This window comes from Pseudomonas sp. BN515 (genome assembly GCF_029873155.1).
In the GTDB taxonomy this organism is placed as follows: Bacteria; Pseudomonadota; Gammaproteobacteria; order Pseudomonadales; family Pseudomonadaceae; genus Metapseudomonas.
Genome location: NZ_SSOH01000020.1, coordinates 1 through 11,839, shown reverse-complemented (window position 1 = coordinate 11,839; position 11,839 = coordinate 1). Strand labels below are relative to the sequence as shown.

The following is an 11,839-nucleotide window of genomic DNA, read 5'->3' as shown; positions in this document are numbered from 1 at the left end:
GGAGGCCTTCCCATGATCCGTCCGACCGCCCTCGCCCTGTGCGCAGCCCTGCTTTGCGGGGCGGCCATTGCGGCGGATGTCACCTACTACCCGGTCCCCGTCGGCACCGGCCCCCGCGACGTGGCGCCGGCCACCGACGGGCGCGTCTGGTTCACCGCGCAACGCCAGGGATCGGTCGGCCTGCTCGACCCGCTCACCGGCCAGACCCAGCTGGTGCCCCTCGGCATCGGCTCCTCTCCCCGCGCCCTGGTGGTGGACCAGGAAGGCGCTGCCTGGATCGCCGACCCCGGCCTGGATGCACTGGTACGGGTCGACCCGGTGGACCAGTCGGTCAGTACCTTCCCCCTCAAGGGCACGGCGGCCGGCATCGAACTCGAAGGCCTGGCCCAGGACCGTAACGGCGACCTCTGGTTCACCGGCAAGCGCGGGTTCTATGGTCGCTTCAAACCGACCGACAGCAGCGTGGACGTCTGGCCGGCACCGGGAGGCCCCGGCCCCAGTGGCATCACAGTGACGCCCAACGGCGAGGTCTGGTACTCCAACGAGCCGGCCCGCCACATCGGCCGCATCGATCCCGACACCGGCCAAGCCAAATTGGTGGATCTGCCAGAGGACAGTGCCGGCCCGCGCCTGATCTGGAGCGACTCGCGCGGCACCCTCTGGGTCAGCGAAGCAGCCGGCGGGCGCCTGAGCCGCTTCGATCCGTTGGGCGAAGCCTGGAACAGCTGGAACATTCCCGGCAGCAATGCCGACGCCCATGCCCTCTATGTCGATGAGCAGGAGCGCGTCTGGCTGAGCGACTTCAGCGCCAATGCCATCCTCCGCTTCAACCCGTTCAGCCGTCTGTTCGCCAGCTTCCCCAGCGATCGCCCTGGCGCCCAGGTGACCCAGCTGGCCGGACGTACCGGCGAAGTCTGGGGCGCGGAATCGGCCCAGGACCGACTGGTGATGATCAAGTACTGATCCTGTGGGAGCGAATTCATTCGCGAAAGGCTGACGCAGCGCCCCAACGACCAACGCAGGGCAGCCCTACGGGCTGCTTCGCGATTGAAATCGCTCCTACAAGAGTCACATGCCCTGCGGCATTCCAATGCGGTATAAATGCGCCATTCCCCCGTTGTAGACGCCGAGGATCCCGCATGAGCGCCAGCCTGACCCTGTTCTTCTCTCCCACGTCCCCCTACGTCCGCAAGGTCATGGTGCTGCTCCACGAAACCGGCCAGCTCGACACGGTCAACCTCCACGGCGTGACCCTCACCCCGGTGAACCCCAGCGCCGAAGTGAACGAGCACAATCCCGCCGGCAAGATCCCGGCCCTGCAGCTGGCCGACGGCAGCGTGCTGCACGACAGCCGGGTGATCCTCGACTACTTCGACCACCAGCACGGCGGCGAACCGCTGATCCCCCGCGATGGCGCGGAACGCTGGCGGCGCCTGACCCTGGCCTCGCTTGCGGACGCGGTAACCGATGCCGCCATCCTGGTGCGCTACGAAACCTTCCTGCGTCCCGAGGACAAGCGCTGGGACGACTGGGTCCTGGGCCAGTGCAGCAAGATCGACCGCGCCCTGGCGGCCTTCGAGGACGCCGCTGGCGAGCTGGATGAGCGTTTCGACGTCGCCGCCATCAGCGCCGCCTGCGCCCTGGGCTATCTGGACTTCCGCATGCCCGACCTCAACTGGCGCCGCGACTGCCCGAAACTGGCCGCCTGGTACGTCACGGCCAGCCAGCGCCCCTCCCTCAAAGCCACTGCCCCCGCGCCCTGACGTTTCAACTGCGCACGCATTCGCGTACGAAGGGTGGATAGCGCTCCTCTATCCACCGTCAACGTCCGGCCGGGCTCCGCTGGTGGAAGTGAAACGCGACTTCCACCCCTACGGGCTGACTTCTTTCAAGTTGGGTTGCGCGCTCGGTTGCAGTTCGTAGGGTGCGCCATGCGCACCGATTCCGGGGGTGGCGGAGACCTGGGGAACAACCGCGCTATTTTCGTCGCCAACTTGGCACCAGCAGCCTGATCCTCACGCAGGCCCACCCAGCTCATTGCCCGACTCCCGCATGCCGGTACCAGAGGCGGAAGAAACCCGCCGCAACTACCAGCGCGCCCTGGCCCAGGGCCGCGCAGAGTTCGAGGAAAGAATGCACCGCCGGGTTGTGCGCGGCGTCCACCACACCGGTCAGGCCCTGCCAGAACCCGGCCGGTAGCAGCCACAGGGCCAGGCCCGCCAACGGCTTGCCGGTGAATAGCCAGAGGTCGATGAAGCCGAAGGCGCCGGCGAACATCATTGCTCCCAGCACCAGCACCGAAATCACCAGGCCGAGCAGGAAGCAGCCGCCGAATTGCATCAGTACGCGCATGGCCGGTCCTCCTCAGTTGCCGCTGGCCGGCTGGGTGCGGCCGACGCCGTACCAGTCCAGCTTGCGGGTCAGCACCATCACGCAGGCGAGCAGGCCGAACACCAGCAGCGAACCCATCAGCAGGGCGTAATCCTCGGCGCTGAGCAGGCCGTAGAGCATGCCGTAGAGCGCCGCCAGCCCCAGGGTGAAACCACCACCACGCAACCAGCTGTGCAGTACGTGACTGACGTAGAACCCCACCAGCGCCACACAGGCCGAAGCCGAGATGAGATAGGCCACGGCAAACTCCAGGTGCTCGGACAGCGACAGCAACAGCAGGTAGAAGAACGCCAGGGCGAGCCCCATCAGGCCGTACTGCACCGGGTGCACCGCCAGGCGCTTGAGCACTTCCACCAGGAAGAAGCCGGCGAAGGTCAGGGCCACGAACAACAGGGCGTATTTGATCGCGCGGTCGGTCTTCAGGTACTGGTCCACCGGGTCGGAAAAGCTGACGCCGAAGTCCCGCGAATTGAACGGGTCGCACTGGGCCTCGCCCACACATTCGGCCAGGGCCTCCTGCAGGTTGGTGGCGAAGAAGCTGGTCTGCCAGGTGGCGGAGAATCCCTGGGCGCTGATGCTGCGCTCACTGGGAAGAAACTCGCCGATGAAGCTCGGGTGCGGCCAGGACGAACTCAGTTCCACCCGCGAATCGCGGCCCACCGGCGTCACGCTGAGGGACGAGGTGCCCTGCAGCTTGAGGTCGAAGCCGAAGTCCAGGCTCTGCACGATCCCCGCCTGCATAGCCGCCAGCGGTACGTGCACGCCACCCGACAGCATGCGGTCGCCGCTACCGGGCTGGAAGTCCAGGGTCTGGCCGTTGAGGCGCAACTTGAGCGCGCTGCCGATGCCACGGATGTCGCTGATGCCCACCGTCAGGAAAGGCGCCTCGAAGCGATAGTCAGCCAGGCTCTCGTCGATGCCGTAGTTGGCCGGCACCAGGATCTGCCCGCTGACCTGGCTGTCGCTCTTGTACAGCCGCGCCTTGTAGATGCCCCGGGCGCGCACTTCGGTGTCCACGGTACCCGTGAGGTTGAAGCGCTCCGGCAGGAAGTAGAGCCGGCCACTCACCTCCCGCTCTTCCATATGGCGCTGGCCGGTCTGCTCGTAGGTCTTCCACTCGCGCACCGTGCGCTTGTACGGCACCACCAGGATCGGCCCGGTGATGCGTTGGCTGTAGCTGGAGCTCTGGGCGATGTTGGCCAGCACACCATCACGTGCGGTCTGGCGCTCACTGATCAGGCCGTCGATCAGCGTCAGCGGGATCATCAACAGCAGTATCAGCAGGGCGATGGTGCCCAGCTTGAATCCGAGGGTACGGGTCATGGCAACTCTCCTTGTGTCGGGATGGGGAGAGTCTGGGAAGCGCGCGAGGTGGGCTTATGGGGGAAGTGTGGAGAGTGTGTGGGGATTGGGTGGCGGTCCAGGTCCGATTCGCCTTGCTCCTGTAGGGGCGAATTCATTCGCCAAGCAGACCGAAGGTCTGCCCAGCGGTTTCTTCGGGGCGGCTGCGCCACCCTTGGCGAATGAATTCGCCCCTACAAGTGTCTTGTCGCCTTTGGCGAACTACGCCCCGCGAATGTACTGCTCCAGATGCTGGATCAAGCTTTCCTGTTCGGCGGTGATGTCGCGCACCAGGTCGCGGATGGAGAGCAGCCCCACCAGCTTGCCGTCATTGAGCACCGGCAGGTGGCGCAGGTTCTTTTCGGTCATCAGCTGCATGCAGTACTGGTTGCTGTCGCGCGGGGTCACCACGAAGAGATTGGAGGTCATCACCTCTTCGATGGTGGTGGCATAGGCCGAGCGCTCCAGGGCCGCCACGCGGCGCACGAAATCGCGTTCGGTGACGATGCCGACCAGCTCGCCACCCTGCAGCACCACCAGTGCGCCGATGTCCTTCTCGGCCATCAACAGGGCGGCTTCCAGCACGGTGGTCGTCGGTTCGACGCTGAACAACTGGGTATGGGACTTGGCTCTGAGAATCTCGGCGACGCTTTTCATCCGGCAGCTCCTGGAGGGCCTGTGGTTCTTGTAGTCCAAGCACGGCGCTGTGCAAGACGGCCGCATCAAGAATCAAGCCAAAACCTGGTTACAGGGCGGCGACGCCCGTCAAAAGTCGGGCCACCGTTCTGCTCAATTTATAGTCGAAGGCCGATGCCGCCAGCGTCAGCAGGCGGCGAGCGCATATCAATTCGCGACAGCAGGAAGTCGCAGACAGGCTTCCACACCGCCTTCGCGGTTGGCCACGCGCAATTCGCCGCCGTGCAGCCCGGCGACCTCCTGCACGAAATTGAGGCCCAGGCCCGTGCTCTTGCGCCCCGTTGCAGGGCGCGGCAGGGAATAGAAGCGCTCGGTGAGGCGCGGCAGGGCGAACTCGGGGATCGGCTCGCCCTGGTTGAACACGCGCAGCTCCAGCCACTCGCCGTGGCGCTCCGCGTCCAGTCGCAACTGGCCACCGGGCGGGGTGAAGTCCAGGGCGTTGTCCAGCAGGTTGGCCAGGGCCTGGCTGATCAGGAAGCGCTCACCGAGCGCGCACAATCGCGGTGCGATCCGGTTCTCCACCTTGAGGCCGACCGACTCGATGCGGGCCGCCTGGGCCTGTAGCAGTTCCCCGGCCAGTTCGTGCACGGGCACCGGCACCCGTTCTTCCAGGCCCTGACGCTGCTCCACCTGGGCCAGGTTGAGCAGGCGCTCGATCAACTGCTGCAAACGCGCACCTTCGTTGCCGATGTTGGCCACGAAGCGCTGCCGCTGCTCGGCCGGCATCTCGCCCTCCAGCAATTCGGCGGCGCCACGGATGGCCGCCAACGGGCTCTTCAGCTCGTGGGTCAGGGTGTGTACGTAGCGTTCGACGTAGGCCTTGCCTTCCAACTGGGTGCGCATGCGTTCCACCGCTGCCGCCAGCTGGCGCAGCTCGCCGCCGCTCATGCCCGGCAGCTCCGCACGCTGCCCTTCGCTCACCGCCTGGGCGTAATCGCGCAGGCGCCGCAGCGAGTGGCTGAGCCACCAGGAGAGCAATCCGCCCACCAGCAGGCCGAGCCCGATCAGCCCGGCGCCGAGCCAGGCCAGGCGCGTCTGCGAGCGTTCGATGTAGGGCTGCAATGAGGCGTTGGGCTTGGAGACCGACACAACACCGATGATCCGCTCGCCATCGCGAATGGGCGCGGCAACGTACATCACCGAGGAATCCGGATCGTCCGGCGTCTCGCGGGTGGAGCGGGCACCGTACTGGCCGCGCAGGGTCAGGTAGACGTCGTTCCAGCGGGAGTAATCCTGGCCAACCGCCGCGCCACTGGAATCCAGCAGCACCACGCCGTTGGCGTCGGTGACGTAGATGCGATGGTTCACCTGGGTCTTGCGCACACCCCAGATATCCGCGCCCGGCTGGCGCTGGCCGTAGGCGCGCAGCACCTCGGGCAGGCGTCCCTGGTCGAGGGTGCCGGCACGCACGTCGTCACGCAGGAGTTCGGCCAGCAGGTTGGCGGTATCCACCAGGGTTTCCTCGGTGGACTGGCGCACGCCGGGACGGATCTCATCCATCACCGTGCTCAGCACGAACCAGCCCGAAAGCCCGACGAAGAGGAAGTAGACCAGGAAGAGGCGAATGCCCAGCGGCATCAGGCGTGGTCCGGCGAGTAGCTGTAACCCAGTCCGCGATGGGTCTGGATAGGTTCGGCGGTGGGCGCCACCTGGCGCAACTTGGCACGCAGGCTCTTGATATGGCTGTCGATGTTGCGCTCGTAGCCGGCGTCTGCGGCCACACCCAACGCATCCAGCAACTGCTCGCGGCTGAATACCCGCTCGGGTTGCGCCAATAGGGTCTGGAGCAGGCGGAACTCGTGGCGGGTCAGCCCCAGGAGCTGACCCTGGTAATAGATGCGCACGCGCTCGGCATCCACCTGGAACGGGCCGTTGGCGGCAGGCGCAGGCGCAGGGGCGGGATCGCGGGGCGCTGTGCGCTTGAGGATGGCGCGTACCCGCGCGGCGACTTCACGCGGGCTGAAGGGTTTCACCACATAGTCGTCGGCGCCGATCTCCAGCCCCACCACCCGGTCGATCTCGGCGTTGCGCGCGGTGAGAAAAAGCACCGGCACCTCGGAGAAGCGCCGCAGTGCCTTGCACAGCTCGAAGCCGCTGGTGTCCGGCAGGCCGACGTCGAGAATCACCAGATCCACCGGCTGCTGGCGCAACAGCTCCAGCGCCGGCCCGCCGAGGTTCAGCCAGGTGGTGGCATTGCCATCGGCTTCAAGGGCGTAGATCAGCGTGTCGGCGATGGACGATTCATCTTCGACGATGAGGATGTGCGGCATGGGCGTCCCGGCTCATGGAATTGACGGCGAACTTGCCGCAAGACGCCCATAGCGTCAATCAACACTGCGGCTTGCCGGCCGTGAACTTGCGCCCCGGATAGACCGCGGCCTTGAACTCACGCAGGGCCTTTGCGCCAATCAGTAGCGGGTAGTTGAAGCTGGAGCGGTCAGTGAGGTTGACCTCCACCGTGCGCTTTTCGCCACCCAGGCACATTTCCATATCCACGACCGGGCGCTTGGAAAGCTCAGCCGAGGGCGCCTCGTCTTCCTCGCCCACTTCGTCGGCGCGGTTCTTGATCTTGCTGATGCGCGACACGCGATGCTCGAACACTGTGTCATCGGCATCCTTGGTCGCCAGGCGGAAGCGCACCCATTGCTCGCCGTCGCGCTCGAAGCGCTCGATGTCCTTGGCGGACAGGGAGGCGGTCAGGGCGCCGGTATCCATCTTGGCCTTCATGGTCTGGCCGATCTCCGGCAGGCGGATGTACTCGTAGCGGCCGTAAAGCGTGGGTTCCTTGGCGGCGAAAGCAGGCAACGCCACCAGGGCCAGCAGGGCAATCAGGGGTTTCAACGCAGCATCTCCTGGTTGAGGGGTACGGTTGTGGGACTAGCCGGGCGGCCAATGGTTCGTTGCGGCTGATTCAGCAAGTGCCCGAAGCATACTCGCCCCCTTGTGGGTAGCAAGGCTCCCGACCGCTCGTCGCACCCGCGGTGACTGCGTATCATGGCCCGCACTCACGTGGACAAGGAGCCGAGGACCCATGCAGGCATTGCTGACCGGAATCGCCACCACCCTGCTGCTCTTGCTCAACACCCTGATCCTGATCGGCCCGATGCTGGCCGTCGCCCTGCTCAAGCTCATCCTGCCGGGCCAGCGCCTGCGCGACGCCTGCTCCCGTGGCGTGATGTGGATCGCCGAGGCCTGGGCGGAGAACTGCAAGCGCGTATTCGCCGTCTTCACGCCCACCCGCTGGGATATCCGCGGTGGCGACGGGCTGCGCAACGACACGTCCTACCTGGTCATCAGCAACCACCAGTCCTGGGTGGACATCCCCGCCCTGGTCCAGGCCTTCAACCGCAAGGCGCCCTACTTCAAGTTCTTCCTGAAGAAGGAGCTGATCTGGGTGCCCTTCCTCGGCCTGGCCTTCTGGGCCCTGGATTACCCCTTCATGAAGCGCTACAGCAAGGCCTTCCTCGACAAGCACCCGGAAATGAAGGGCAAGGACCTGGAGATCACCAAGGCCGCCTGCGAGAAGTTCAAGCGCATGCCGGTGACCGTGGTGAACTACCTCGAAGGCACCCGCTTCACCCCGGTCAAGCACGCCAACCAGGGCTCGCCCTATCGGCACCTGCTCAAGCCCAAGGCCGGCGGCGTCGCCTTCGTCCTGGCGGCGCTAGGCGAGCAGCTGGACGCCATCCTCGACGTCACCCTGGTCTATCCGGGCAAAGGCGTGCCCGGCTTCTGGGCGCTGCTGTCCGGCCAGGTACCGCAGGTGATCGTGGATATCCAGACGCGTCCGCTGGACCCGGCCCTGTGGCAGGGCGATTACGAGAACGACGGGGAATTCCGCCAGTACGTGCAGGCCTGGGTGAGCGACCTCTGGCAGGAGAAGGACGCGCGCATCAGTCAGCTGCGCGCGCAATTGCAGGGGTAGGCGCGCGGCCTACCCTCGCGACTCAGGTCGACAGACCATTCACCACCGGCACTGCCTGTCCGGCTGGAACGGCCGGCGTGGCGGGCACTTGCGGTGTGGTCCACTTCCACAGGTTGCCGAGGTTCTGCAGCAGCGATTCAGCCAGCCCCTGCTGGCCGAGGAAGGACAGGATCAGCGGGGCGAACTGGCCGATCAGGCCGCTATCCATCCCAAGCGAACCAAAGGCCTGGCTCACGTCCGTCATGTTGTTCATCTGCTGCCCGGCGAGCACGCCCGGCTGACCGCCCAGGGCATTTCCCGACTGCTGGCCGAGCAGGCCGCCGATGCTGCTGAGCAGGCCCTGGGTATTGGGATCGGTGAGCATGCCCACGCCCGGCACCGCCTGGTCCAGCTGGGCGAACTGGTCGGCCGGCAGGTTGTTGCGCGCCACGCCGAACAACGCAGTAAGGCCACCAATGGCTTGCTCCGGGGTGATGTTCAACTGGTTACCCAGCTGCCCCAGCAAGGCCGCCGACTCCGCCGGTGCGATGCCCGGCGCCTGTTCCTGATGGCCAGTCGTGGCAGCGGCGGCGACGACATCGCCCAGGGAAACGGCGAATACCGGGCTGGCGGCCAGACTGAGCAGGGCGGCCAGGGTCAGGCTTCGGGGAATGTGCATAGGTCGACCTCGACGAAGAATCCGCGCCGGAACACTGCGTACCGGCTGGTGAGCGCAAACTCGAATCTATGACTGCGCTACCCGGGTCTGCGTTCCCGGCAGTCCGTCGGTTACAGAATATTCCCGTAGGGTGCGCTGTGCGCACGGCGCACCCTACCGGACCAACACACGCCTACCCGTGAACTAGCCTTCAAAGATCACCCTTTCCGGTTAGCCCTCATGAGCGAATCCCGCATCGCCGAACTCGATGCCGCCCTCCCCCGCCTTGCCCGCAAGATCCGCGTGCTGGAGGCCATCGCCTGGCCCGATGGCGTCGAAGAGCATTTCCTCGCCGACTGGCGCGCCGGGCGTCCTCGGCTGCCGGAAGTCTCGCTGCAGCCCCGCGATCACAGCGCCGAGATCGAAGCCCTGGAACACCTCGCCAGCCGCTGCGACACGGGCCACCCGGCGGGTGCTTTCCTCGCCGCCACCGCCGGCAGCTATGCCTGCGCCGGACGCATGCTGGGCGCCATTGGCACACCAGCCTTCACTGACTACTCCGCGCGCCTCTACCAGCGCCCCGACCACTACTACGAGCGACAGAAAATGACGCCGCTGGATGCGGCGCGCTTCTTCCTCGACACCACCGACGCCCTGCTGGACAGCCGCTGCATCCCGGCCACCGATGCCTGCATTCCCGCCGAGGAATTCGCCGCCTGGATGCGTACCGAAGTGGATGCCTTCTTCGGCCCCGACCAGGTGCGCGTGGTGGTGGACCCGGACCTGGCCTCCAAAGCCATCGCCGGGGCTACGCGCATACGCCTGCGGGCCTCGGCGCTCTTTTCTGAACTGGACAAGGCCCAGTTGCTGCAGCACGAAGCCTTCGTGCACGTCGCCACAGCATTGAACGGCCGCGCCCAGCCACGTCTGACCAGCCTGGCCCTGGGCGCGCCGCGCACCACCCTGACCCAGGAAGGCATCGCCATGCTCGCCGAGCTGATCACCGGCAGCATCGACATCCAGCGCCTGCGCCGCGTCGCCCTGCGGGTGGTGGCCATACAGCAGGCTCTGGATGGCGCCGACTTCATCGAGGTGTTCAAGGGCTTCCTGGAGGCCGGACAGTCGGAGGAGGAATCCTTCCGCTCCACCCAGCGGGTGTTCCGGGGGGCCGATGTGCGCGGCGGCGGTGCTTTCACCAAGGACGCCTGCTACGTCATCGGCATGCTCGGCGTGCACACCCTGCTGCGGGTGGCGGTGCGCGACAACCGTCCTGAACTGCTGCGCCAGCTGTTCGCCGGGCGGATGACCGCAGGCGACGTGGTGCGCCTGGCGCCGCTCTTCGAATCCGGCTGGCTGGAACAACCACGCTTCGTCCCACCCTGGGCCGCCGACCTGCGCCGCCTGGCCGCCACGTTGGCCTTCTCCGCCTTCGTCGGGCGGATCAATCTGGAGGTGATCGAGCTGGAGCGGTTCGTGGAGTTGGAGGAAGAAGAGTGAGCCAGGGCGCCGGACGCCTGTAGGGGCGAATTCATTCGCCAAGGGCAGCGCAGCTGCCCCGTATTCTTTACCCCCACCAACGGAATCCGGTGATCCGCTCCCTCACCCTGAAGTGGCCTAATGATTCTGGACACCCCGATAGGGCGTTAAGCTGCGCCCAAGCAAGAGGTGTTCATGAGCAGAAGATCATTCAGTCCGGAATTCAAACTCGAGGCCGCCAGCCTGGTGGTCGATCAAGGCTATTCCATACCGGCAGCCTGCAAGGCGATGGGGGTAGGCCCAACTGCCATGCGGCGCTGGGTCGAGCAATTGACCCTGGAGCGCCATGGCAAGACGCCGGAGCACAGCAAGGCCATGACGCCGGAGCAGCGGCGAATCCAGGAGCTGGAGGCCCAGGTGCGGCGGCTGGAGCGGGAGAAAGAGATCTTAAAAAAGGCTACCGCTCTCTTGATGTCAGACGCCCTCGATTAGTGCGCTTAGTCGAGTCATTGGGTGAGCACTATCCACGGGCAGAGCTTTGCCGGCTGTTCGGCATCAATCGCAGCAGTGTCTATGCCGCCGCTAAGTCAGCAGCTCGCGGTAATCAGCCGCACGCCAGGTTGCGACAGCGCTTGGTGGAGCTGCATGTCCAGAGTCGGCGTTCGGCAGGCGCCCGGACGCTCGCGGCGGCTTTGCGCCAGGAAGGCTGGGCAGTGGGTCGATTCCTGGCCGGCCGTCTGATGAAAGAGGCCCAGTTGTTCAGCTCGCAACGCCGTCGACACCGTTACCGCCCAACTGAGGGTGAGAGTGCCAAAGCGTCGAACGAACTGGACCGGCAATTCCGCACCCACGGCCCCAATCAGGTGTGGTGCGGTGACGTGACGTACATCTGGGCCGGCGGGCGCTGGATCTACTTGGCCGCGATCATGGACCTGTATGCGCGGCGGATTGTGGGTTGGGCAATGTCCGATCGTCCGGACTCGCAGCTTACCGGACGTGCTTTGCGCGTGGCCTATGAGGCTCGCGGTTGCCCCGCCGGCGTGCTGTTTCACTCCGACCAGGGCAGCCACTACAGCAGTCAGGAATTTCGACAATTGCTCTGGCGGCATCGAATCCGCCAGAGCATGAGTCGTCGCGGCAATTGCTGGGACAACGCCCCGATGGAGCGTTTCTTCCGGAGCCTCAAATCCGAATGGATACCGGCTTCGGGTTACGCCAGCCAAGCCGAAGCAGAGGCTGATGTACTGCGCTACCTGACCGACTACTACAACCACCGACGGCCACACAGCTACAACAGCTACCAGACACCGGCACAGCGCGAAGCGCTGGCTGGATAGACCTAAACCGGTGTCCAGTTTTACTTGACCACTTCA

At 65.6% G+C, this 11,839-nt stretch carries 11 protein-coding genes and 1 pseudogene; 5 read left to right on the top strand and 7 right to left on the bottom strand.

The annotated features are described in order from the left end of the window. Window positions 1-12 precede the first annotated feature (12 nt). Both E8E91_RS04765 and E8E91_RS04760 read left to right on the top strand, forming a co-directional pair. The gene (locus E8E91_RS04765; protein WP_280374823.1) at window positions 13-963 is read left to right on the top strand and encodes a lyase; all 951 of its coding nucleotides are present in this window, start codon (window positions 13-15) and stop codon (window positions 961-963) included. 176 nt (window positions 964-1,139) lie between these two features. Further along, window positions 1,140-1,763, top strand: coding sequence for a glutathione S-transferase family protein (locus E8E91_RS04760; protein ID WP_280374822.1), 624 nt, complete (start codon window positions 1,140-1,142; stop codon window positions 1,761-1,763). Window positions 1,764-2,034: 271 nt separating this feature from the next. Here E8E91_RS04760 and E8E91_RS04755 read toward each other — a convergent pair whose 3' ends face one another. From E8E91_RS04755 to E8E91_RS04730, 6 genes are all read right to left on the bottom strand, one after another. Further along, the gene (locus E8E91_RS04755) at window positions 2,035-2,352 is read right to left on the bottom strand and encodes a hypothetical protein (RefSeq protein ID WP_280374821.1); all 318 of its coding nucleotides are present in this window, start codon (window positions 2,350-2,352) and stop codon (window positions 2,035-2,037) included. 12 nt (window positions 2,353-2,364) lie between these two features. Then, a complete protein-coding gene (gene creD / locus E8E91_RS04750; RefSeq protein ID WP_280374820.1) occupies window positions 2,365-3,714 on the bottom strand; it encodes a cell envelope integrity protein CreD in 1,350 nt (449 codons plus the stop codon). 240 nt (window positions 3,715-3,954) lie between these two features. After that, window positions 3,955-4,389: a CBS domain-containing protein gene (locus E8E91_RS04745; RefSeq protein ID WP_280366287.1), complete on the bottom strand. Its 435-nt coding sequence runs from the start codon at window positions 4,387-4,389 to the stop codon at window positions 3,955-3,957. 186 nt (window positions 4,390-4,575) lie between these two features. Next, window positions 4,576-6,006, bottom strand: coding sequence for a two-component system sensor histidine kinase CreC (creC, locus tag E8E91_RS04740; RefSeq protein WP_280374819.1), 1,431 nt, complete (start codon window positions 6,004-6,006; stop codon window positions 4,576-4,578). Continuing rightward, the gene (creB, locus tag E8E91_RS04735; protein ID WP_280374818.1) at window positions 6,006-6,698 is read right to left on the bottom strand and encodes a two-component system response regulator CreB; all 693 of its coding nucleotides are present in this window, start codon (window positions 6,696-6,698) and stop codon (window positions 6,006-6,008) included. Before creB ends, creC begins: the two co-directional genes overlap by 1 nt. A gap of 58 nt (window positions 6,699-6,756) precedes the next feature. Further along, the gene (locus tag E8E91_RS04730; protein WP_280374817.1) at window positions 6,757-7,269 is read right to left on the bottom strand and encodes an ATP-dependent zinc protease; all 513 of its coding nucleotides are present in this window, start codon (window positions 7,267-7,269) and stop codon (window positions 6,757-6,759) included. A 190-nt stretch (window positions 7,270-7,459) separates the two neighbouring features. Here E8E91_RS04730 and E8E91_RS04725 point away from each other — a divergent pair, with 190 nt between their 5' ends. Next, window positions 7,460-8,353, top strand: a complete 894-nt coding sequence (locus E8E91_RS04725; RefSeq protein WP_280374816.1) for an acyltransferase — start codon at window positions 7,460-7,462, stop codon at window positions 8,351-8,353. Window positions 8,354-8,375: 22 nt separating this feature from the next. Here E8E91_RS04725 and E8E91_RS04720 read toward each other — a convergent pair whose 3' ends face one another. Beyond that, window positions 8,376-9,011, bottom strand: a complete 636-nt coding sequence (locus tag E8E91_RS04720) for a DUF2780 domain-containing protein (RefSeq protein ID WP_280374815.1) — start codon at window positions 9,009-9,011, stop codon at window positions 8,376-8,378. A gap of 219 nt (window positions 9,012-9,230) precedes the next feature. Here E8E91_RS04720 and E8E91_RS04715 point away from each other — a divergent pair, with 219 nt between their 5' ends. Both E8E91_RS04715 and E8E91_RS04710 read left to right on the top strand, forming a co-directional pair. Then, window positions 9,231-10,487: a flavohemoglobin expression-modulating QEGLA motif protein gene (locus E8E91_RS04715; RefSeq protein ID WP_280374814.1), complete on the top strand. Its 1,257-nt coding sequence runs from the start codon at window positions 9,231-9,233 to the stop codon at window positions 10,485-10,487. A 168-nt stretch (window positions 10,488-10,655) separates the two neighbouring features. After that, window positions 10,656-11,831: pseudogene (locus E8E91_RS04710) on the top strand (IS3 family transposase). Window positions 11,832-11,839: the final 8 nt, after the last annotated feature.